The organism is Streptomyces uncialis, from assembly GCF_036250755.1.
Lineage (GTDB): Bacteria > Actinomycetota > Actinomycetes > Streptomycetales > Streptomycetaceae > Streptomyces > Streptomyces uncialis.
In genome coordinates, this window is sequence record NZ_CP109583.1 from 3,184,804 (window position 1) to 3,207,386 (window position 22,583).

The window sequence follows — 22,583 nt, forward strand, 5'->3', positions numbered from 1 at the left end:
ATCGGCGGAGCTATCAGGACCGGATCACCTACGGTCACCACCGTCAGGTGCCGCTCACCGATCCGCTCGCCGTCCGACCCGACGCGGTACGTGGTGATCCGCATCCTTGAGGCCGTCGGGTCCGGCCCACCAGGGTTCACTTCGTGCCCTCCGCCCTGACCGCACGAGCACGGGCAGCGTCGTCCGACGGGCCGTAACCGCAACCGCAGGTCGTCGAGGCGCAGCCTGGTCACGCCGTGGCAGCCGTGGGTGTTCTCGGGGTGCCCCATGATCCGGGCGGACAAGCAGGGCGCGCAGGGCACCGGCGGCGAACCGTCCGGTGCCCTCACCTTCCCTCCCCCGGCCTCTCGTCGTCCCGCCGATCCGGGTTGCTCTCGTGCCGATCGAGCGGTTCAGCGCGGCTCGGCAGCCGCTCGCCACGGCTGCGGGCCACCCTCAGCGTGTCGTGCAGCGACTCGACCAACCGCGCCGCGACGAACCGCAGCTCCCGCGCCCCCGCCTTCGGCTCGCTCAGCAGAGCCCGTGCGTGTCCGAGGAGTTGGTCGGCCATGTCGAGCTGTGTGGATTCCCTGACGTCCGCGATCCTCGACAGATATCCGTCGCCGTCGTCCGTCACGAGGTAGCAGGGCTTCCCCTCGGGGGTCGACCACGGCAGCAGCCGCACCGAGGACCCCCGGCCCACTCGTGTGGACCCGAAGGGTGCTCGTACGTCGTGGCCGGTCATCGCCGTACCTCGGTTCCAGCGGTCACGCGGAACCCCACACTCGTACCCTCGCGAGCCGGTACCGCCGCACGGCGCAGTCCGGTGCCGGGCCGTAGCGCCCACACCGGACATTCGAAGATCAGACCGATACGCTTCACAGCGTCGTCAACTCCAGTCAGCTGATGGCCATGCCCCCGGACGTTCGCCCGTCGCGGGGGTGCCTTACTGACCGTCAGCATGCCGACGTGGAAGGGCCGCAGTGTTCCCGAACGAGGAACACCGCGGCTCTTGCGCCGACCGCCCTACATGCCCACCCATCCGGCGAGGGACGCCAGGCCGCCGGACGCGCGGCGTTGGCGACGGACCAGTACGGCGATGGTTTCCCGCATCAAAGGGTGGTACCTGGCCTGCTGCGGAGCGACTTCCCTGGCCCGCTGCAACGACTTCTCGGCGGCCTCCGCCTTGCCCATCAGCGAATGCGCGCGTGCCATCTCGATGTGGTAGCGGCCGACCCGCATCCTGGGGTGGTCCGCCGGGAAGCGCAGATTCCGCGCCGCCTTCATCGCCATCCCCAGGTCCCCGAGTTCGACCGAGGTGGCGACATCGAAGTGAGCTACGTTCGTCAGGCCGAAGGAGGCCCAGTAGACCCGGGGTACGTCCCGGCCGATCCGGTCGGCCGCCCGGTGAGCCAACTCCAGCTCGCCGGCCACCGAGCCCTTGTCCTTCGCCTGTGCGGCGGCGATGGCTCCTGCCAGATGAAGCGTCCCCGCGACGGCCACAGCCTGCACCGACCCCGGATCGTCGTACTGACCGATGAGCGAGTGGCCTCGTTCCAGTATCCGCGAGGCCATCCTGTTGTTCCCGTGGCGCAACAGCATGGCACTGCGTTTGCTGAGGCGGATGGCCAGCAGCAGCGGGTCCTGTGCCTGCTCGGCCATCCAGCCCATGCGTTCCAGCGCGATCATCGCCAACTGGTGGTAGCCGAGCCGGTAGGTGAACTCGTAGGTCACCCAGTAGGCCCAGCTCAGAGCCTGCGCGGCTGTTCGGCGTTCCTGTTCGGAAGGGGCGAGGCTCAGGGCCGTGGTCAGTTCGCCCAGGAGCCCGGGGAGCCTCGCGCCGACTCCCTTGTACTCCGTCGCGCACGCGCCCGCGCACAGCGTCTCGACATCGGCGGTGATCACGCTCAACGGCCTGGGGACGATTTCCGCGTCAGGGCCGAGGTCGTACAGATCAAGGGCGTCCGACAGCGGTGCGATCATGCGGTCGAGCTGGTCCTGCCGCATCTCGGACACATACGGCTGACCGTTGAGAACGGCTATCTCGACTTCCAGTGCCCGCGCCACCGCTGCCACGATGGCAGGTGTGGCGGGGGTGAGCCCCGCCTCCACCTTCGCGATGGTCCCGCGTGCGACGAAGGCCCGCTGCGCCAGGCCGGTTTGTGTGAGCTGACGCAGCTTGCGGTAGTCGGCGATCCGGGCGCCGATGTGGTCGTCGGTGTGGTGCGGCATGGTGTGCCCCGTTTCTGCCTTGGACACCCGAAACGGTACTCCTGAAGGAGGATCGGTTCCGTCGGGGTGGCAGTCCACCAGGCTCTGGGCAGGATCAGGATCGAGGCGCACCATCGGCAGTCTCAGCCGGGTGCGGAGCCTGATGGACTTCGCAGGGTCGAGGGCGCCGGGGGTTACGTCATGGATCGAGAGGTCACAGCAATGGAAGTGCAGCGGTACGGGCAGCAGGACGCGAAGGACATCCGGACCTTGCTCCTGGACATCCACGACGTGGCCTATCAGGGGTCATCCGCGTCATTCGACTCCCGGGAGCGTTTCGCGGAGTTCGTCGACGGCTGGAGCAGCCGGGAGGGGTGGGTCTGCCTCATCGGCTTCGATGAAGGCGAACCTGTGGGCTACCTCTACGGCGCCCCCTTCAGTCCCGGCGGCTGGTGGAGGGGCTCGGAACGGCCACGGTCCTTGGGGCCCACCGAGCGGGCCTTCGCACTGTCCGAGCTGATGGTGCTGCCCCGGTGGCGGAAGACCGGCGCCTCGTCGGAACTCCACGAAGCGCTGCTCTCCAGCAGGAGCGAGGAGGCGGTCACGCTGTTCGTCGACCTCGCGCACCCCAAGGTCGTGGCCCTCTACGAATCGTGGGGGTACGAGCAGGTCGACGAGTCCCAACCCTTCGACGACTCACCGGTGTTCGCGGTGATGCTGCGGCGGCTCAAGCCCGGGGGTTGAGCGTCAGCCGGATTCTCCCGACCCCACCGTCGCGCTCACCCAGCCGAGATACGTCTCGGACCCCGCCGTGATCGGTACCGCCGTCACCTCCGGAGTTGCCACTCCGCGGACGTTCCGAGCTCGCCTTCGTGCCAGAAGACGGAGGCGACCTGGCCCACGATCTGCGCCCCGGCCGCCAGCCGCCCCGCGACCGCTGAACGGGCCAGCGCGACCGCCTGCTCCCGCGTCTGGGTGGCGGTCGATACCTGTACGTGGTCAGCCATGCGCGCGACCCTATTGCCGGGGCCTACGACCCGGCCGCGACCTACGTACCCGGTCTCTTACACACCCCGCCGATCCCGCCCGCAAAGCCCTCGCCCAACAGGCTGCTAGGCCGTGATGAGCTTGACGGCGGTGACGGTGAGGACGCCGGGGGGGCTGACGTAGTAGACGACGATCGCGTCGGCTCCCGCGATCGTCGCCTCGCGGTAGTCCCGTTCGCCGCGCTTGGCCTCCACCGAGCCGTGCCCGTACGGGTCGGCGCCGATCGTCGTCCTCATGGCCTTGTCCAGGGCGGTGCGGCGCTGGGCCGGGAGTCCGCGGCGGGCGGCGTCGGCCTGGGAGGCGTAGGCGATGCGGTAGCCCATCAGGCGACCTCGCCGTCGTCGAGGACGGTGACGCCGGAGTAGTCGCCGGACCGCAGCCGGTCGACCTGGTCGTCCATCTCCTCCACCGCGCCCGGGACGGTACGCAGGGCCCACATGGCGAGGCGGAGGGGCAGATCGGGGCCCGGGGTGGAGCCGATCTCGGCGTCGAACGCGGCCCGCAGCTCCTCGGCGAGGGCGGCGCGGACATCCGCGATCGTGGCCGGCAGTTCCACTTCCCGGCCGTGCACGGTCGTCGTCCACCGCTCCGGTGTCTCGTCCACCGCGCCGCCTCCGCATCCTTGTCGCCGGACCTGGCCTTCCGCCGACCACGGTACGTGGACGACGTCCCCACGCCCCAGGGTGCGAAGGAGCGCGCACACGAACGAGGGACAGCGTCACCCGCTGCGCCGACGGCACACGGTCGCGGCCTCCGCATGCTCGTGGACTCGGCCGCCCGCCGCCCCCCTGTCGGGGAGAGCGATGCCCTTTGTACGGGGACGACTTGTTCGAGGACGACGGCGCCAAGGCGGGCCGCCGCCAGGGCCCCCGCCCCGGCCGCACCCCGCGTACCCACCCCCGCGAGCCCCGGACCCTCAACCTCCCGCCGTCACCCCCCGCCCCGCGCGCCGCCGTATCAGCGTCACCGTCGCGCACGCCGCCGCGCAGAGCGCCAGAGTCACCGGGGATGTCACCACGTCCGCGTAGCCGTCCCAGCGGGTGGACAGGGGGGCGTCCGAGGCGAGGGAGCCCAGGGGGACGCCGAGGAGGAGGGGTGGGAGGAGCAGTGCGAGGACGGTGGTCGTGAGGGCTGCGGGGAGGGGGGTCGTGGGGGACAGGAGGCGTTCGAGGGGGCGGGTGGCGAGGACGGGGGTGCGGATCACGTACGACGCGGCCACCGCCAGGGCGGCGAGGAGGGCGTACCACCACAGGGGGGTGTGGTCCGTGAGCTGTTCGGTCAGGGGGATGCCCCGGGCCGTGGCGGCGGAGGACTGCCAGGTCCAGGCGCACCACAGGACGAGCGACGCGAACGCGAGGTACTGGGGCGGGCCGGGCCGCGTGTGTCGGGACATGTCTCCTGGGTTCCGTTGCATACATGGGGTGTGGGGTGGGGTGAGGGGCCGGGCAGTCGCTCGCCCGGCCCCTCGTCTCGTTCGGTCAACCGCCGGTCAGCCGAGCGGCGGTGGTGGTGCCTCTAGCATCGGCCCCTTCTGACGTAGCGGTAGAGGCCGTACCCCGCGCCGATGGCTGTCAGGCCCTGGCCGTAGCGGGCGGAGCCGGGGTACACCGTGCTCAGGGCGCCGAACCCGGCCCAGGTGCCCGCGCAGAACCCGGCGGCGCGGTAGCTGTAGCCCCTGCGGTGGTTGTACGAGCGGCTGCGGGTGTAGCGCTGGAGGCGACGGGTGCGGTTGTTGAACTTCCGCAGCGAGCGGTACGCGCGGTAGCCGGACCGTACGGCCTTGTACGCCTTGCGGCAGTGTTTCCAGCAGGCCCAGCCGACGCGTACCGCCGCGATGGCGAGCGGGATCCAGCGGCCGTCGAGGTCGTACTGGTTCAGCGGGTCGGCGTAGGTGTAGTCGTACGCGTTGGCGCTGCCGCCGTGGACGGGGTCGAGGGACAGGAAGCGGCCGGTCGCCGGGTTGTAGAGGCGTACGCCCATGAGGGTCAGACCGGTGAGCGTCTCGCTGGAGCGCTGTTTGGCGCCGAGCCAGTCGTAGCGCGCGGGGGTCCGGCCGTCGCGGGGGTTGCCGTACTCGTCGGAGTCCTGGGCGATCGGTGCCTCGGCCGGGTCCAGCGGGAGCTGGAGGGCCACGTCGCCGTGGACGGAGGAGAGCTGGAGGACGGTGCCTCCGGTCCTCGCGGTGACGGCGCCGAGGTCGCCGCCGGGGGCCTGGACATTGCGGGTGATCTCCCCGGTCGCCGGGTCCTCCACGGTCCAGCGGGGGTTGTCGCCGTCGCCGTCGTAGTGGTTGACCTTGCTGGCGGTCCGCGTCCAAGTGGTGCCGCCGCCGGTCTCGACGGTCCAGGAGCGGAAGCGCAGCGCGGGGTCGAGCTGCCAGGTCTGGCGGCTGTTGCCGGTGGTCTGCCGGTGGGCGAGGTCGTTGGCGTGGTAGCCGAGGGTGGTGCCGGGCAGGGCGGTGGTGCGGCCCAGGGCGTCGTACGTCCAGCCGGTGTCGACGAGGCGGTCGCCGCTGTCGTAGGTGTGGGTGGTGGTGGTTCCTCCGGTGGTGGGGCAGGCGGCGCCGGACGCGCCGGTGGCGGTGGTCAGGGAGGTGCGGTTGGAGCGGGTGTCGAAGCCGTAGGCGCGGCGTGTGCAGACCTCGCCGACGGTGTCCTGGACGGCGGCGAGGCGTCCGACGGCGTCGTACTGGTTGCTCTGCGCGGACCAGCCCTGGTGCCGGGTGACCTGGCCGTGGACGGATGCGGCGACCGTGTCGGTGAACAGGGTGACGTTGTCGCTGTCCCGGGTGTAGACGCGGGACAGGGTGGCGCCGGTGGTGTCCTCGGTGACGGTGAGGCTGTGGCCGCCGGGCAGTTTCTGGGTGGCGACGGAGCCGTCCGGGTCGTAGGTGGCGGTGAAGGCGCCCGCGACCGAGTCGGTGGTGCGGGTGGCCAGGCCCCGGGGTTCGGCGGCGTGGTCGTAGGTGTGGGTGACGGTCGAGGGGACGGAGTCGGTCTCCTTGACGGGGCGGTCGAGCAGGTCGTACTCGGTGGTGGTCACCCCGCCGTCGGCGTCGGTGTAGGACAGCAGGCGGCCGAGTTTGTCGTACGCCTTGGTGATCGTGCCCGCGGTGGGCGAGGTGATCGTGGTGACCTTGCCGGTCGCCGGGTCGTAGCCGGTGGTGGTCGCCGGGACGGGCTGGCCGAGGCCGCCGCTGACGGTGACCGTGGTGGGGCGTCCGGCGTCGTCGTGCGCGGTGGCCGTGGTGCGGGTGGTGCCGCCCGCCGTGTCGGTGACCTTGGTGGTCTGGCCGAAGAGGCCGTACTCGGTGAGGCTGTCGGGCAGCGCGGCCGGCTGGGAGCCGCCGCCGGTGACGGCGCCGGCGGGGCCGGTCCAGCAGAGCAGGTCGGCCCATTCGGGGCGGCCCCCGCAGCGGCCGGTGCCGTCGGCGGTCCAGTACTCGGTGAGCCGGGTGTTGGCGCTCGTGGCGGTGCCGCCGGGCAGTGCCTGGGAGACGACGCGGCCCTGGGAGTCGTAGCCGGTGACGGTGGTCAGGGCCAGTCCGCCGGGGTCCTGGACGGTGTGGGTGGGCAGGCCCTTGGCCCAGTCGTAGCGGGTCGAGGTGACGCGCTTCTCGGCGTGGACGGCGGCGTGGTCACGGATCTGGGCGCCCTTGGTCTCCAGGGTGACCTGGTCCTTGACCTTGGCGGTGCCGTCGGTGGGGCGGCCCTCGTCGTAGCGCTTGGCGGTCCAGCCGCGGGCGGGTACGGAGGTGCCGGAGCCGATCAGGACGGTGCTGCCGTCCTTGAGGTCCTCGGTGAGGTCGACCCGGCGCAGCGGGCCGAACTCGGCTTCCTCGCGGGTGCCGTTGTCGTTGTGGACGGAGGTGGTGGACAGCAGATGGGCGCGTTCGGCCGAGGGCGCGGCGATGATGCCGAGGTCGGTGAGCCGGTCCTTCTGGGCGTCCGTGGTGCCGAGCGCGAGGGCCCGGTTGGCGGCGGTCAGTTCGCGGACGGTGTTGCCGTGGCGGTCGTACTCGGTGGTGGTGAGGTGGCCGCCGGGGGTGGCCGTGTTCACCTGGCGGCCGGAGGCGTTGAGGTAGTGGACGGTGGCCCGGGTGTAGCCGTTGCCGGTGAGCCCGGTGCCGTCGTGGGACGACGGGACGGAGTCGGCGGGGAACACGGCGGTCGCGTCGCTGGGGGTGTCGAGCTGGCCCCAGCCGGCGGTGGCGGCGCCGCCCATGGCGTGCGGGGCGGCGGTGCCGGTCAGCGGGACGCCGTAGACGAGGCTGGTGACGGCCTCGCCCTCGACGGTGGCGGCCGTGCCGGGGCGCAGGCCCTCGCGCGCGGCCTTCAGCAGCATGCCGTTGCCGGAGGTGGCGGCGCCGCCCGCGTTTCCGTACGTGTAGGTGTACGGGAGTTCGCCGGGCTGCTCCAGCCAGGTCACCCGGCCGTCCCGGTACGAGTACTGGGTCTGGGCCTGGCGGCCGGTGCGGGGGTCCCAGGTCTGGCGGAGCTTGCCCGCGGAGTCGTAGCGGTATCCGGCGACGGGGGTGGCGGTGGCGTTCGCGGCGCCGGGTGCGGTGGCCCAGAGCCTCAGCTGCTTGAGCTGGCCGCCGAAGTCGCCGAAGTCCGCGTCGGTGACCGTACCGGTGGCCGTGGTGGCCGTGGCGTAGACGAACTCCAGGACCCGGCAGCCCTTGGTGGCCGGGTCGGTCTCGCAGGCCGCGGGGGTCACGGCCGAGGTGGGCGCGATGATCCGCTTGGGGCGGGCCAGCTTCTTGCCCGCGACGGTGACGGTCTCGGAGACCACGGTGGTGGTGGAGGAGCCGAGGCCGTCCTGGAGGGTGCTGGACACCTGCCAGGTGGTGGCCGCCGGGTCGGGCTTGGTGAAGGTGGTCACCACGCCTTCGGCATCGGCGAGGGTGAAGGTGCCGGTGACGGAGCCGCGCAGGGTCAGGTCCTCGGCGCCGGGCTCGGAGACCCAGCCGGTGCGGGCGGCGTCGGCGGTGAAGTGGAGCGCGTCGCCCTCGTCGGAGACGACGCTGACGGCGGTGTCGGAGACCTTGCGCAGATGGCTGTACTCGGACTCGGTGCCCTCGGCGGCCGTACCGGCCACCCATTCCTTGCCGAAGATCGCGGCCTGGCCCTCCTGGCGGGTCCCCGCGTCGGGGGTCCGGGAGGAGGCGGTACGGGACACGCTGACGCCGAAGAACGACGCGTCGGTCTCGGAGAGGGTGTGGTCACCGGTGAGCAGGTTCACCGAGCCGGGGCCGACCTCGGTGGAGGCGGCTCCGTCGGCGTCGCGGTCGACGACGACGGTCAGCGGCGCGGTGCTGCTGGTGGCGGCGCCGGGGCCGGTGAAGTCGGCCTTGAGCTGGACGGTTCCGTCGGGGTCGACGGTGCTGGTGGTGTTCCACACGAGCGGGGCGTTGCGGCCCGCGACGAGCGGTACCGGCCAGCCGGTGAGCGGGGTCCCGGCGGCGGTGACGTCACCTGCGGGGATCGCCGTCCAGGGGTCGGCCTCGGAGCGGCGCCAGGAGAAGGCGGCGGAGTCGTAGGTGCCCGCCTTCGCCTCGGCGACGAGCGGGAGGCGGCGTGCGGTGCGTTCGCCGTCGGCGGGCTGGACGAAGCCGCCGGGTCCGGCGTGGAAGAGGTACTCGCGGGCCTCGGACTTGTTGTCGGCCTTGTCGACGGCCCGCACCTGGAGGGTGTGGGTGCCGTTCTTCGGCGGGGTGACGGAGAGGTCCTTGGCGGCGGACGCGCCGCCGGTGGCGGCCTTGGTCCAGGTCACACCGTCGAGCGACCATTCGAGCCAGTTGTGGTCGGCGGCCGGCGGGGTGACCCGGAAGGTGCCGGGCTGGCCCTCGCCCTTGACCCACTGCCCGGCCGGGTAGTCGGTGGAGGTGATCGCGCCGGGCGCGGAGGGCGCGGCGGTGTCGACGGTGAACGTCTTCCACGCCGACCAGCCGGTGTTGTAGTGCGCGCCGTCGTACGGGTTGGTGCGGAACTTGTACGTCTTCCCGTGGGTGAGGACCCCGGCGGGGACGGTCACGGACGCGGGTGAGCCGGACGGCGTGTACTTGGAGACGATGACGTTGCCGACCTGGGTGTCGGTGGCGTTGTCGAAGATCTGGAAGGTGCCGTTGACCTTGTCACCGTCGGCGTCGACGAAGGTGTCGCGCAGCGTCGGTGTGGTGGTGCTGACCAGGTAGGTGGGGCCGTAGGAGAAGAACGGCGGTCCGGCCTCCTGCTTGGTGCCGGTGCGCGGCCGGTAGTTGTAGGTGACGCGCAGCTTCGGCGGGTTCGCGGCGGCGTTCGCGGAGTTGACGCGCTTCCACTGCGGGACGGTCGTCTCGCTGGTGGCCCGCAGTCCCATATGGCCGCGGGTGGCCTTGGCGGAGGACCACTCCTGGACGAGGGTGGTGACGTCCGCGTCGATCCAGCCGTCGGGCTGGGCCGCGCAGGACGGGTTGCCGCGGGTCTGGGTGGAGGTGGCGCGCTTGGCGGTCCACGCGGGCTGTGCGGTCCAGCGGGACGAGGTGGAGGCCGCGCCGGTGGCCCAGACCTCCCAGGGCTGCGCGGCGCAGGTGGTGTTGCCGGAGTGGAAGTTCCACAGGCTGAGCTTGGCGTCGGTGATCAGCGCGTCCCGGACCGGCGAGGTGTTCCAGGTGAGGAAGGAACGGGCGGTGCGGGGCGTGCCATTGGGGTTGTTGGTGCCGGGGTTGCCGAGGTCCAGTTCGGTGTCGGCGGACCAGTCGACGGTCTCGCCCTGCTGGACGTAGGTGTCGAAGACGCTGGAGAGCGACGAGGTCGACGGGTCGACGGTGACGGGGTACTTCGTCGCGGGGTCGGCGAGGAACTTCTCGTCGGGGGTGATGACGAGGTCCACGCCGTCCGCGCGCTGGACGACCTTCATCCCGACCCGGGCGCGGTGGATGTGCTCGCCGGAGACCTTGTCCACCGCCGCGTCCCACATGACTGGCGCGGGCATGACAGCCCGCTTCTTGTTCCTGCGGTCGGTGAACAGCACACTGCCGTCCGCCAGCTGCTTGGCCTTCAGCCCCTTGGCCGTCAGCGGCAGCGTGTACGAGTAGCCCGCCGCGGGCCGCTCCTTCACCTCGACGTACTGCTCGAAGCCGGTACGCGTCGCCTCGACCACCACGTCCGCGCCGGGCACGGCGTCGACGTACTCGGCGCGGGTGCCCTTCAGCCGCGGCTCGGGCAGACCGCCCTTCCAGCGCAGGGTGAGCTGCTCGCCGCCCTGACCGAGGGTGACGAGGTCGACCGCCCCGGACCGCTGCGCGGCCCGCAGCGACGACGCCGGACGACCCTCGCCACCGGACAGTTTCAAGCCATTCGGATGCGCGGCGGGCGCGACACTGCCGTCCGGCTGCCCGGCCAGCTCCACATCGACGCCGACCCACTTCCCGTCCCGCTCGAAGCGGACCGGCCCCGCGGCCAGTTCGGTGGTGAGACTGCCGTCCATGTTCGCCCAGGTGGTCGAGGTCTCACTCCGTTCGCTGAGCGCCTCCACCCGGTGTCCGGCGAGCCGGGCCGCGACCCGCGCGGACGGGATGTCCTCCGCCTGCCGGGGTCCGGCCTTCCTCACCGGCTTCGGCTCAGCCTCCGCGGCGGCCTCGCGCTCCGCGGCCGGTACGGCGACGGCCTGGCCGGTGGCGGCGACGATCACGGCCGCCTCGACCGTCAGTACGGCCGCGACGGCGACCGCCACACGCGGCAGTATCCGTCTGCGCCGCTGGAGCGCGAGCACGGAGCCCTGCCACTCGTCGGCGGGCCCTGGGGTGTCAGTCACGTCGGGGTGCCTCTCTCGGTGAGGGTGTGGAGCACATCCAACCGAGGCCCCGCGACGACCGGAATTGACATATTCACGCCGCGCCCGTGAGATCTTCACTTGTACTGTGCACGTTCACATGCGCCGCGTTACGGACCAGGGGGGCTGGGGTGTCTGACGTGCGTGACTCTCCGCCGTGGGCCGCCGCGCGCCGGCTGGGACCGAGGGCCCGGGACGTCTCCCCGAGGGCCCTGCTGGTCTCCCGGCTGACGCTCGTGGCGCTCGCCGCGGTCACCGGCATCATGTTCCTGCACATGTGGACCGGACTCGACGGCCTCGACCTGGACCACCGCACCACGGCCGTCAGCGTGCTGACCGCCGTACTGCTGCTGATCACCCTGCTCGGCCAGTACACGCGACGGCATCCGCACTGGCGGCGGATGCTGCTGCTGGTCGCCCAGGCCGCGCTCACCTATCTGCCCGTGCTCCTCTTCCGGGAGATCTGGCTGAGCGTCCTCGGACTGCTGCTCGGCGCGAGCCTCGCGTCGCTGCCCCGCCCGTCCGGACTGATCGCGGCGGCCATGGTGACGGTCAGCGGCCCCGTCGTCATCTTCCTGCTCCCCGTCGACAACCGGACCGCCGTGGGCGTGGCCGCGCGGACCCTGGTGGTGGGCCTGGTCGTCTACGGCATCGTCCGGCTGGCGTCGGTCGCCGTCCAGGCGCACGCCGCCCGCACCCAGACCGCGCGGGCCGCCGTGCAGCGGGAACGCGCCCGGATGGCCCAGGATCTGCACGATCTGCTGGGGGCGGCACTTTCGGCCATCGCGGTCCGCGGCGAGGCGGCGGCCCGGACCACCGACGATCCCGCCGCCGCCCGCCGGGAGTTCGTTGCCCTCGCGGAACTGGCCCGCCAGGCGCACCACGACGTCCGCGGCGTGGCCCGCGACCGGGTCAGCCTCTCCCTCGGACGCGAACTGGCGTCGGCCCGCGCCGCGCTGGAGGCCGCCGAGGTACGGGTACGCGTCACCCAGGACGGACCCCGGGTCCCGGCGGCCGTCGGCACCTGCTTCGGCGCGGTGCTGCGCGAGTGCCTGTCCAACGTGCTGCGGCACAGCCAGGCCCGGGTCTGCTCGATCACACTGCGCCACGGGGACGGCTCCGCCGAACTCACCGTCGAGAACGACGGCGTACCCGTACGGCCCGCGCCCGGAGCGCACGACGGCACCGGACTCACCAGCCTCGCCGTCCGCGTCACGGCCCTCGGCGGCTCGCTGACGGTGTCCGGCCCCCGGGCGGGCGGCCTGTTCCGGGTGGTCGCCCGGGTCCCCGTCCCGCCCGAGCCGGAGCCCCGCCCGGCCATGAACGACGCACGGACCGGGTGACCCGCCGACCCGGCCCACCGGACCGCGCTCCCCGCCTCACGTCCAGCCGTTGCGCCCCGCGATCCGTACCGCGTCCACCAGGGTGCGGGCGTGCAGTTTGCGGATCACGTCCGACAGCCGGTTGCGGACCGTGCCGATACTCAGGGACAGCCCGACGGCGATCTCCCGGGCGTCCGCGCCGTCGCCCGCCAGCCGCAGGATCTCCGTCTCCCGCTCGGTGAGCGGACACTCCCCGAACGCCCACGCCTCGTCCAGCAGCGCCGGGTCGATCATCCGGCCGCCCCCGGCCACCGTCCGCACCGCCTCCAGCAGCCGCCCGGGCGCCACCGACTTCAGCAGGAACCCCGGCAGCCCCGCGTCGAGCGCCCGCCGCAGATGGCCCGGCCGGTCCATCGCGGTGAGCAGCAGCGACCGGCAGTCCGGCAACCGCTCACGCAACCGCAGCGCGGTGGTCAGCCCGTCCGTGCCCGGCATCCCGATGTCGAGGACGGCGACATCCGGACGCCGCGCCAGGGCGGCGGGGATCACCGCGTCACCGCTGCTCACATCGGCCACGACCTCGATGTCGAACGCCTCGTCGAGCAGCAGCACCAGCCCGGCGCGCACCACGTGCAGATCCTCGGCCACCAGCACTCTGATCATCCTGGCAGCATCCGTGAGACCCCCGGGGCACGCAAGTGCCTCGCGGTCAGCGGGCGCCCCGTCCGGCGACGGCGAACCGCCGGTCACCGTCGCGTATCCGGTCCCGTGGTCCGGCCGCCCGCAGGACCACGTCCAGACAGCGCTCCGGGTCCGCCGCGTAACAGGTGCTGAACCACGCCATGTTGGCCTCCACGACGGCCCAGCCCGGCTCGTCCCCGGCCAGCAGCCCCACGTCCAGCACCACCGCGCTCGGCAGCGTGTCCGCGTGTCCGGCGAGCAGCCGGGCGGCGAAGTCCGAGACGGCGTCCGCCCGGGGGTCCGCCGCGAGCGGCGCCGCGTCCAGCAGACCGTGGGTGGCGTAACGGGAGCCGGTGCGGACCGTGCCGTCCAGCACGAACAGCCGGTACTCGGCCGCCCAGCGCACCACTTCACTCATCTGCACGGGGGTGTCCGGGGGCAGCCCCGGCGCGAGGTCCCGCCCGTCCGGGTACACCGCCGCGGGGAACGTCTTCGCCGTCGGCGGCTTGAGGAACGCGGGCCGCGTGAGCCGACGGGCCGCCGCGAGGTCGGTCGTCGCGATCCGGCGCCCGGTCCACTCACGCGGCAACCGGGGCAGCCAGTCGGCGTCCGGTTCGAGGAGCGCCACGCCCAGGCCGTCCACGACACCGGCGGCGAAGCCGGGGCCGCCGTAGTAGTGCGCGGCGCGCCCGGTCCGTCCACCGCCCGGCACCGGCACCTCGACGTCCATGCCCCGGCGGCGCGCCGTGTCCGCGAGGAGTTCCCGGGTCACGGTCGGCCACGGCGCCACCGCGAACAGCGCCCGGGTCCCCGGCACGGCGCTAACCGCGCGGTTCCCGCCACATGGGCCACATCGTCGGACCGTCCGGCAGCTCCAGCACCGGGTCGAGGACGGTGTACCCGAGCCGGGTGTACAGGTCCCGGCTGCGGGCGCTGCTGGCCTCCAGGTACGCGGCGGTGCCGTCCCGGTCGCAGCGCTCCAAGGCCGCGGCGATCAGGGCCGTGCCCAGTCCCTCGCCCCGGCGGGCCGGGTCGACCGCGATCATCCACAGATACTCGTGGGCCGTGTGCGTGGGGTGGATACCGCTGGTGAGGCGGCCCACCGCCTCGACGCGCTTGTTGTCCGGGTCGATGGCCTGCCGCAGCAGGGCCGGGCCGTCGTCGTCCTCGTCGTGCGCGCCCTCGGGCACCGACAGCCACAGGGCCACGGCGGAGCCGTCCTCGGCGAGGTCGACCCGGCCGCCCTCCAGGACGAGGTCCAGGAAGGCGCCCATCAGCAGCGGGTGGCCCCGGCGGAACGACTCCTCCTCGGGGAAGACCCAGTTGCTCACGGGGTCGTCGTGGAACGCGGCGTCCAGCAGCCGCACCACGGCCTCCCGGTCGCCGGCCCCCGCAGCCCGGATCACCACAGCCATCCCGCCCTCCACCCCTCAACAAGCCCGCACCCCGGACCCCTTGACCCTAAACGACCCGCCTTCGCTCGCGCTTCCGGGGTTCCGGGGTTCCCCACCTGGGCGTACTTGTTCCTGTGCGGGCCGGACGGGGGTGCGCAGTTCCCCGCGGGCCGCCTTCGCTCGCGCTTCCGAGGTCTGTCCGACGTGACGCGCTTGTTCCTGTGCGGGTCGGACGGGGGTGCGCAGTTCCCCGCGCCCCTGGATGCTGCCCGCTTGCGGTCGCTCTTCGGGTGCGGCCCGGTCCTCGTTTTCGCGCAGTTCCCCGCGGGCCTGGATGCTGCCTCCTTGCGGTAGCTCTTCGGGTGCGGGTCGGTCCTCGCTTTCGCGCAGTTCCCCGCGCCCCTTTGGGGGCGCCTCTTACGGTTCCCGTTCGGGTGCGGGTGGTCCGTGGTTGCTCGCGCAGTTCCCCGCGGGCCTTTGGGGGCGTCCCCTGGGGCTGCCGTCAGGCTGCGGGCCGGCATCAGCCCGGTTGGGGTCCAACCCCCCACCTCGCGCAGTCGCTCGACTACGGGAGGGGGTGGGCGGGAATCTCTGCCCGCAGACTCCGATGCTCTTCAGTCGGGCAACGTAACGGCTTACCGAGCGTGTCGGATCGAGGACGGAGAATCCCGACCGGCACCGACCCGAAGAACAAACCGGGAGCGCCCCAAAGGGGCGCGGGGAACTGCGCACCCCACGAGCGACCCGCACAGGAACGAAGTCCGCCCAGCCGGACAGACCTGGAAAGCGCAAGCGAAGGCGACCCGCGGTTCACACCGTGCGGCGGGTCACGAACTCCGCCAGCGCCAGCAACTCCCCCGCAGCCGCGGGCTCCCCCACCGCCCGCGCAAGACACTGCACCGCCCGCGACATCCGGTCCCCGGCCTGGAGCTGCGCCCAGTCCCGTCCCCCCGCCGCCTCCACCACCCGCACCGTCCGCGCGAGCGCCGCCGCGTCGGAGGGATCGGCGGGCACCCCGTACAGCAGCGCCAGCTCAGCCCCCGCCGCCGTCCCGGAACCCAGCGCCGCCACCACCGGGAGGGACTTCTTGCGGGCGAGGAGATCGGCCCCGGCCGGCTTCCCGGTACGCCGGGGATCACCCCAGATCCCGATCACGTCGTCGATCAGCTGGAACGCCAGCCCGGCCTCCCGGCCGAACGCGTCCAGCGCCGCGACCTCCTCCTCCCCCGCCCCCGCGTAGACCGCGCCGATCGCACAGGCGCAGCCGAGCAGCGCCCCGGTCTTGGCCTCGGCCATGGCGAGGCAGCCGTCAAGGGTGACCTCGCCCGGCGCCTGCCGTTCCATCGCCGTGTCGGATTGCTGTCCCGCGCACAGCTCCACCACACAGGTGGCGAGGCGGGCCGCCGCCCGGGCCGCCCCGGGATGCGGATCACCGGCGAGCATGACGTACCCGAGGGCCTGGAGCGCGTCCCCCGCGAGGATCGCGTCCGCGTCACCGAACACGCTCCACGCGGTGGGCCGGTGGCGGCGGGTGGCGTCACGGTCCATCACATCGTCGTGCAGCAGCGTGAAGTTGTGGATCACCTCCACCGCCGCCGCGGCCCGTACCGCGTCCTTGGGCCGCCCGCCGAGGGCCCGTACCGCGGCCAGCACGAGCGCGGGCCGGATGGCCTTGCCCGCGTTGCCCGCGGCCGGGGTGCCGTCCGCGTGCTCCCAGCCGAAGTGGTAGCGGGCGATCCGGCGCAGTTGCCCCGGCAGGGTGTCGACGGCACGGCGCAGTTCGGGATCGACATCGGCGCGCGCCGCTTCGAGCAGCGCCATGGCCTCCCTGTCGCCCCCGTCGTCCGGCCCGGCCGGGGCCGGGACCGGCCCGGACCCCGGTCGTCCCTCGCGCGACGACGTCACGGTGCCGACGGATTCCCGCCCTCCGGCGAGGGACTGGCCGGGAAGCGCGGACAGGGTGTCCGCGCCGACCCCGGGTTCCGGACCGGTGGACGTCACTGCCAGCGGCCGATCTCGACGTTCTCCAGGATGCCGAGGGCGTCCGGGACGAGCACCGCGGCCGAGTAGTACGTCGTCACCAGGTACGAGATGATCGCCTGCTCGCTGATGCCCATGAACCGCACCGACAGGCTGGGCTCGATCTCGTCCGGGATGCCCGCCTGGTGGAGCCCGACGACGCCCTGCTCGGTCTCGCCCGTACGCATGCAGATGATGGACGTCGTCCGGGCGTCGCTGACCGGGATCTTGTTGCACGGGAAGATCGGCACCCCGCGCCAGGTCGGGATGCGGTTGCCCGCGACCTCGACGGACTCGGGGACCAGCCCGCGCCGGTTGCACTCCCGCCCGAACGCGGCGATCGCCCGCGGATGGGCCAGGAACAGCTTCGACCCGCGCCTGCGGCTCAGCAGTTCGTCCAGGTCGTCGGGGCCGGGCGCCCCGTCGTGCGGCTGGATGCGCTGCTCGTACTCGCAGTTGTTGAGGAGACCGAACTCCTTGTTGTTGATCATCTCGTGCTCCTGGCGCTCCTTCAGCGCCTCCACGGTGAGCCGGAGCTGGTGCTCGGTCTGGTTCATGGGCTGGTTGTAGAGATCGGCCACCCGGGAGTGGATACGCAGCACGGTCTGCGCCACGCTCAGCTCGTACTCCCGTGGGGACGCCTCGTAGTCGACGAACGTGCCGGGCAGGGCCGCCTCCCCGACATGCCCCGCCGAGAGGTCGATCGCACGTTCGCCGTACTTGTTGGCGCGCTGCTCGGGGATCGCGCGCAGCCCTTCGAGATGCGCCCGCAGCGACTCGCTCCGCTCACCGGTCTGCTCGACCGCCGCCCGGGGCAGCACCAGGACCGTGGTCGCGGTCGCCGCGCGGGCCGTGTACTCCCAGATCGCGTCCGGATCGGTCAGCGACTCGTCCCCGAAGTGGGAACCGTCCGCCAGGACCTCCAGGACCGCGTCGTCCCCGTACGGACCGGTGCCGATCTTCTCGACCCGGCCGTGGGCGAGCAGGAACACCTCACCGGACGGGTTGCCGAACGACGTCAGCACCTCCCCCGCCGCGTACTCCCGCTGCTCGCAGCGTCCGGCCAGTTCCCCCAGGACCTCCAGATCCTCGTAGTCCCGCAGGACCGGCAGTTCCCTCAGCTCGGCGGGGATGACGCGGACGTCGTCCCCGGTCTTGACGAACGTCACGCGCCCGTCCCCGACGGAATAGGTCAGCCTCCGGTTCACCCGGTACGTACCGCCCTGCACATTCACCCACGGCAGCATCCGCAGCAGCCAGCGCGAGCTGATCTCCTGCATCTGCGGTGCCGACTTGGTGGTGGTGGCCAGATTCCGCGCCGCCGCTGTGCCGAGACTCTGCTGCGGCTGCGCCTGCTCTGCGCGGACCTCTTCGCCTACCGACATGGATTTGCCCTCCCGATACCTGCACTGACCTGCGGTGAAGAGCCTTGCAGTACGGGCCGTCGGGGTGCCATCACACAAACGAGCGGGAATGAACGCCGCCGTTCGGGTGAGCAGCGAATTGTGACGAACCGTTTCTACACGGGTGCGCTCCGACGGTTTACGGGGACGCCGGTCCTGGAACATCCGAGTTCGGAGGGATATGTCCCTACGTCCGCCGCACGGGTGACAGGGAGCTGTCCCGTGTGACGGAACGGAAGGGGCCGGGAACTCCAAGATCCCCCCGCACGTTCATCGAACGCGCGCACCAAAGAGCACGCCGCCGGTCCAGGCGGCACCTGACGAACGGAAGTGGTTCACGATGGCGGGTTTCCTCGATCGGGCCAAGGAGCAGGTCCAGCAGGGGCTCAACCAGGGCAAGCAGAAGCTTGACGAGGTCCAGGCCCAGCGCGCGGGGGCCGACCTCCTGAAGAAGATCGGCGCGGCGTACTACGCGGAGCGCCGGGGCAGCGGTACGCCCGAGGCCACCCAGCGGGCCGTCCAGGAGCTGGAGAGCCACATCGCGGTCCACGGGGACGGCGTCCTGCGCCAGCACTGAGCCCCGTGCGGGGAGCCCCGAGGTTTCCTGTGCTGGGCGTACTTGTTCCCGCACAGGCTGTCCGGGGGTGCGCAGTTCCCCGCGGGTCGCCTTCGCTCGCGCTTCTGGGGTTCCACACCTGGACGTACCTGTTCGCGTGCCGGTTCCCCGTGGGTGCGCAGTTCCCCGCGCCCCTGGATGCTGCCTCCTTACGGTCGCTCTTCGGGTGCGGGTCGCCCTCACTTTCGCGCAGTTCCCCGCGCCCCTGAGGTCGCGCCTCTTGCGGTTCCCGTTCGGCTGCGGGTGGTCCGTGGTTGCTCGCGCAGTTCCCCGCGCCCCTGGATGCTGCCTCCTTCGGGTTGTTCTTCGGGTGCGGGTCCGCCCTCGTCTTTTGCGCAGTTCCCCGCGCCCCTTTGGGGGCGCCCAACTGGGGCTGGCGATCAGACTGCGGGCTGCATCAACCGGGGCTGGGGTTCAAACCACCCTCCTCGCGGACTCGCCCGGCTACGGGAGGGGGTGGGCGGGAATCTCTGCTCGCAGACTCCGATGCTCTTCAGTCGGGTCGCTGGACGTCGTACCGAGCGTGTCGGATCGAGGACGGAGAATCCCGACCGGCACCGACTCAAAGGACCGACAGAACGCGCCCCAAAGGGGCGCGGGGAACTGCGCACCCCACGAACGACGGCACAGGAACGAAGTACGCCCCGCCGGACAGACCTAGGAAGCGCAAGCGAAGGCGACCCGCGGGGAACTGCGCACCCCCGGACAACCTGTACAGGAACAAGTACGCCCACCCGAGGTGACCCGGGCGGGGACCCGGACCGGGGTCAGGGCGGGCGGGGATCACAATGGGTGGGTGCACCACTTGCCGCCGCCCCAGGTACCCACCCCGCTGGAACCCGTCGAAGACCCCCGTTTCGACGCCCGGGGAATCACCCTCTCCCTGAAGCGGGACGACCTGATCCACCCCCACCTCGTGGGCAACAAATGGCGCAAGCTCGCCCCGAACCTCACAGCCGCCGCAGGCCACCCCCTCGTGACCTTCGGCGGCGCGTACTCGAACCACCTCAGGGCCACCGCCGCGGCCGGCCGCCTCCTCGGCGTCGCCACGACCGGCGTCGTCCGGGGCGACGAGCTCGCCGACCACCCCCGCAACCCCTCCCTCGCCCGCTGCGAAGCGGACGGCATGCGGCTGCACTTCGTCGACAGATCGACGTACCGCCGCAAGGACGAGCCGGAGATACGCGCGGCGCTGCTGCGGGATCTCGGCGAGGAGGACGCGTACCTCGTCCCGGAGGGCGGGAGCAACGCGCTCGCCGTACAGGGTTGCGCCGCGCTGGGGACGGAGCTGCGCGGCCACGCGGACGTGGTCGCCGTGGCGTGCGGCACGGGCGGGACGCTCGCGGGACTCGCCGCCGGGCTGGGGCCCGATCAGCGGGCGCTCGGGGTGTCCGTGCTGAAGGGCGGCTTCCTCACCGGGGAGACGGCCCGGCTCCAGGACACGGCCTTCGGCGGACCCCGGGGCCGCTGGTCGGTGACCGACCGTTTCCACTGCGGCGGCTACGCCCGCGTACCCGCCGCGCTGGAAGCGTTCGCGGCGGACTTCGAGCAGCGGCACGGACTCGCGGTGGAACGTCTCTATGTCGCCAAGACACTGTGGGCGCTGACGGTGCTCGCCGAGGAGGGCGCGTTCCCTGCCGGGACACGGCTGACCGCAGTCGTCACGGGCGCCCCCGAGCCGTACTGACCGCACCCGGAGGGCCGGACCCGACCGCGCCGGGAGGGGAACCGCGCGGTCGCCGGGGACCGCGCGGCCCACGGGGAATCGACCGACCGCCGGGGGCCGACCGGGCCGGGGAGGTCAGTCCGCCTCCTCGCGGTAGGCCGCGGCCTCCTCCAGGTCGAGCCTGCGCAGCAGCGTCCGCATCAGCTCGTCGTCGATGACCCGCGCGTCCCGCAGCCGGACGAAGACGTCCCGCTCGGCGCCGATCATCTCGCGGGTGAGTCGGCGATAGGTGTCGTCGACGGATTCACCGGTTTCCGGGTTGGGTTGCCCGAGCCGTTCCCAGACCGCGTTGCGCCGTCGCTCCAGGGTGAGCCGCAGACGGTCCACAAGGGGGCCGGGAAGGTCGTTGCGCCGGTCCTGGAGGAGTTCGTCGAGGCGTTCGTCGGCGGCGCGGGAGGCGGCGTTCTGGGCCTGCGCCTCCGCGAGGGTCCGCGACCGCGCGTCCCGGCCCGGCAGCTTCAGCAGCCGGATGAGCCCGGGGAGGGTGAGGCCCTGCACCACGAGGGTGCCGATCACGGTGGTGAAGGTCAGGAACAGGACGAGGTTGCGGGCGGTGAACGCGTCCCCGTCGTGCGTGGTCAGCGGGATGGAGAAGGCGATGGCCAGCGACACCACGCCCCGCATCCCCGCCCAGCTGACCACCAGGGGCCGCCGCCAGTCCGTGTCCGCCTCGCGGGCCCTGATCCGGGGCGAGAGCCAGATCGGCAGATAGGTGGCGGGGTAGGACCAGACGAACCGCACCGCCACCACGACCACGAACAGCGCGAGGGCGTACCAGAGCGCCTGCGCGTAGCCGACCGGCCCGAGTCCTTCGAGGACGAGCGGCAGTTGCAGTCCGATCAGCGCGAAGACGGTGGACTCCAGGATGAACGAGACCATGCGCCACACGGCGGCCTCCTGGAGCCGGGTCTCGAAGTCGACCTGCCAGGCCCGGTGCCCGAGGTAGAGGGCGACGACGACCACGGCGAGCACCCCGGAGGCGCCGACCTGTTCGGCGGCGGCGTAGGCGACGAAGGGGATGAGCAGCGAGAGGGTGTTCTGGAGCATCGCCTCCTTGAGGTGGAGGCGCAGCCAGTGCAGCGGGACCATCAGGATCAGCCCGACGGCCACTCCCCCGACCGACGCGACAAGGAACTCCTGGATGCCGCCGGCCCAGCTCATGCCCTCGCCGACGGCGGCGGCGAGGGCGACCTTGAAGGCGGTGATGGCGGTGGCGTCGTTCACGAGGGATTCGCCCTGGAGGATCGTGGTGATCCGGGAGGGCAGTCCCACCTTGCGGGCGATCGCCGTGGCGGCCACCGCGTCGGGCGGCGCGATCACCGCGCCGAGCACCAGCGCGGCCGTCAGCGGCAGATGAGGGATCAGCAGATACGCCAGCCAGCCCACGGCGACGGTCGCGAAGAGCACATAGCCGACGGACAGCAGTGCGACGGGGCGGATGTTGGCCCGCAGATCGAGGTACGAGCTCTCCAGGGCCGCGTTGTGGAGCAGCGGTGGCAGCAGCAGGGGCAGCACGATGTGCGGGTCGAGGGCGAACTCGGGGACCCCGGGGATGTACGCGGCGATCAGCCCGGCGGTGACCAGCAGCAGCGGCGCGGGTACGGGGGTGCGCCGGGCGAGCCCGGCCACGGCCGCGCTCGCCGCGATCAGTCCGATCACCGACAACGCGTCCATCGCGGTATCCCTTCCCGGCGCTGCGGATCGCGGGCCCTGCCGGGTCCCGCGCACGCACGTAACCTGGCAATCATGAAGCAGTGCACGCATATCTCGGCGCTTCCCGACCCCGCGCCGGAGCCGTTGAGCGAGACGTGCCCCGGTTGCCTGGCCGCGGGGACCAATCCGGTGCAGCTGCGGATGTGCCTGTCGTGCGGGCACGTGGGCTGCTGCGACTCGTCGCCGCTGCGACACGCCACGGGCCATCACGAGGAGACGGGGCATCCGGTCATGCGCACGCATGAACCCGGTGAGGACTGGCGATGGTGCTTTGTCGACTGCGTGATCGTGTGACGGGCGCGGCCGGCGTCCGCGGCTGAGCGGAGCCCGTGCCGCTCAAGTGCGGAAACGATCCGCCGGTGGCTGACCTCGGGGTCCGCCGGGGCGCCGCGCGAGCGTGCGGCGATGACGGGGACGGTTCGGGTGCCGGGACGCTGGGTACGTCACAGCGGCGCGCGGAGGGATCGGCGGGGGGCAGGATGGTGTTCCCATCGGTACCCGCAGACCCCTAGCCACTGTGCGTACCCATGTGCTTACGATGAGTGACAGCAAGGGACGGGGTCCCTGGGACACTCACGCCGTCAGCGCGATAGCGTCACCGCTGAACCATCTAGCGCGTTGTCCGGGGGGACGATCCCCCGGAGCCCCGAAGAGCTT

At 72.2% G+C, this 22,583-nt stretch carries 18 protein-coding genes; 5 read left to right on the top strand and 13 right to left on the bottom strand.

Going from position 1 to position 22,583, the window contains the following annotated elements; translation table 11 throughout:
- Positions 1-325: 325 nt before the first annotated feature.
- Both OG711_RS12935 and OG711_RS12940 read right to left on the bottom strand, forming a co-directional pair.
- Positions 326-724 (bottom strand): hypothetical protein, encoded by a 399-nt coding sequence (locus OG711_RS12935; protein ID WP_329559308.1) that lies wholly within the window; start codon positions 722-724, stop codon positions 326-328.
- Between the two features lie 281 nt (positions 725-1,005).
- Positions 1,006-2,238: a helix-turn-helix domain-containing protein gene (locus OG711_RS12940; protein ID WP_329559309.1), complete on the bottom strand. Its 1,233-nt coding sequence runs from the start codon at positions 2,236-2,238 to the stop codon at positions 1,006-1,008.
- Between the two features lie 174 nt (positions 2,239-2,412).
- Between OG711_RS12940 and OG711_RS12945 the strand changes: the two genes are divergently transcribed.
- Positions 2,413-2,934, top strand: a complete 522-nt coding sequence (locus OG711_RS12945) for a GNAT family N-acetyltransferase (RefSeq protein ID WP_266508001.1) — start codon at positions 2,413-2,415, stop codon at positions 2,932-2,934.
- 83 nt (positions 2,935-3,017) lie between these two features.
- Here OG711_RS12945 and cutA read toward each other — a convergent pair whose 3' ends face one another.
- The 5 genes from cutA to OG711_RS12970 form a co-directional block, all read right to left on the bottom strand.
- The gene (gene cutA, locus OG711_RS12950) at positions 3,018-3,197 is read right to left on the bottom strand and encodes a divalent cation tolerance protein CutA (RefSeq protein WP_266508003.1); all 180 of its coding nucleotides are present in this window, start codon (positions 3,195-3,197) and stop codon (positions 3,018-3,020) included.
- 105 nt (positions 3,198-3,302) lie between these two features.
- On the bottom strand, positions 3,303-3,560 hold the full coding sequence (locus tag OG711_RS12955; RefSeq protein ID WP_329559310.1) for a hypothetical protein: 258 nt from the start codon (positions 3,558-3,560) through the stop codon (positions 3,303-3,305).
- The gene (locus tag OG711_RS12960) at positions 3,560-3,841 is read right to left on the bottom strand and encodes a hypothetical protein (RefSeq protein WP_329559311.1); all 282 of its coding nucleotides are present in this window, start codon (positions 3,839-3,841) and stop codon (positions 3,560-3,562) included. Before OG711_RS12960 ends, OG711_RS12955 begins: the two co-directional genes overlap by 1 nt.
- Before the next feature lie 312 nt (positions 3,842-4,153).
- Positions 4,154-4,630 (bottom strand): hypothetical protein, encoded by a 477-nt coding sequence (locus tag OG711_RS12965; RefSeq protein ID WP_329559312.1) that lies wholly within the window; start codon positions 4,628-4,630, stop codon positions 4,154-4,156.
- A gap of 122 nt (positions 4,631-4,752) precedes the next feature.
- The gene (locus OG711_RS12970; RefSeq protein ID WP_405674845.1) at positions 4,753-10,911 is read right to left on the bottom strand and encodes a DNRLRE domain-containing protein; all 6,159 of its coding nucleotides are present in this window, start codon (positions 10,909-10,911) and stop codon (positions 4,753-4,755) included.
- A gap of 281 nt (positions 10,912-11,192) precedes the next feature.
- Between OG711_RS12970 and OG711_RS12975 the strand changes: the two genes are divergently transcribed.
- Positions 11,193-12,395, top strand: coding sequence for a sensor histidine kinase (locus OG711_RS12975; RefSeq protein WP_329559314.1), 1,203 nt, complete (start codon positions 11,193-11,195; stop codon positions 12,393-12,395).
- 36 nt (positions 12,396-12,431) lie between these two features.
- Here OG711_RS12975 and OG711_RS12980 read toward each other — a convergent pair whose 3' ends face one another.
- From OG711_RS12980 to OG711_RS13000, 5 genes are all read right to left on the bottom strand, one after another.
- On the bottom strand, positions 12,432-13,037 hold the full coding sequence (locus tag OG711_RS12980; protein ID WP_329559315.1) for a response regulator transcription factor: 606 nt from the start codon (positions 13,035-13,037) through the stop codon (positions 12,432-12,434).
- Positions 13,038-13,083: 46 nt separating this feature from the next.
- On the bottom strand, positions 13,084-13,872 hold the full coding sequence (locus OG711_RS12985; protein WP_399545868.1) for an ATP-grasp domain-containing protein: 789 nt from the start codon (positions 13,870-13,872) through the stop codon (positions 13,084-13,086).
- 4 nt (positions 13,873-13,876) lie between these two features.
- Entirely contained in the window at positions 13,877-14,470 is a 594-nt protein-coding gene (locus tag OG711_RS12990; protein ID WP_073784826.1) for a GNAT family N-acetyltransferase, read from the bottom strand.
- 789 nt (positions 14,471-15,259) lie between these two features.
- Positions 15,260-16,354, bottom strand: a complete 1,095-nt coding sequence (locus OG711_RS12995) for a family 2 encapsulin nanocompartment cargo protein polyprenyl transferase (RefSeq protein WP_329563780.1) — start codon at positions 16,352-16,354, stop codon at positions 15,260-15,262.
- A gap of 92 nt (positions 16,355-16,446) precedes the next feature.
- Positions 16,447-17,853, bottom strand: a complete 1,407-nt coding sequence (locus OG711_RS13000; RefSeq protein WP_073784824.1) for a family 2B encapsulin nanocompartment shell protein — start codon at positions 17,851-17,853, stop codon at positions 16,447-16,449.
- A 358-nt stretch (positions 17,854-18,211) separates the two neighbouring features.
- Between OG711_RS13000 and OG711_RS13005 the strand changes: the two genes are divergently transcribed.
- Both OG711_RS13005 and OG711_RS13010 read left to right on the top strand, forming a co-directional pair.
- The gene (locus OG711_RS13005) at positions 18,212-18,448 is read left to right on the top strand and encodes a hypothetical protein (RefSeq protein WP_073784822.1); all 237 of its coding nucleotides are present in this window, start codon (positions 18,212-18,214) and stop codon (positions 18,446-18,448) included.
- Positions 18,449-19,283: 835 nt separating this feature from the next.
- Positions 19,284-20,174, top strand: a complete 891-nt coding sequence (locus OG711_RS13010; protein ID WP_405673364.1) for a 1-aminocyclopropane-1-carboxylate deaminase/D-cysteine desulfhydrase — start codon at positions 19,284-19,286, stop codon at positions 20,172-20,174.
- A gap of 114 nt (positions 20,175-20,288) precedes the next feature.
- Here OG711_RS13010 and OG711_RS13015 read toward each other — a convergent pair whose 3' ends face one another.
- A complete protein-coding gene (locus OG711_RS13015; RefSeq protein WP_266508018.1) occupies positions 20,289-21,887 on the bottom strand; it encodes a Na+/H+ antiporter in 1,599 nt (532 codons plus the stop codon).
- A gap of 72 nt (positions 21,888-21,959) precedes the next feature.
- On the opposite strand from OG711_RS13015, the gene OG711_RS13020 reads away from it, so the two are divergent.
- Positions 21,960-22,220 carry a UBP-type zinc finger domain-containing protein gene (locus OG711_RS13020; RefSeq protein ID WP_073784818.1) on the top strand — a complete coding sequence of 87 codons (261 nt, stop codon included), beginning with the start codon at positions 21,960-21,962 and terminating at the stop codon, positions 22,218-22,220.
- Positions 22,221-22,583 lie beyond the last annotated feature (363 nt).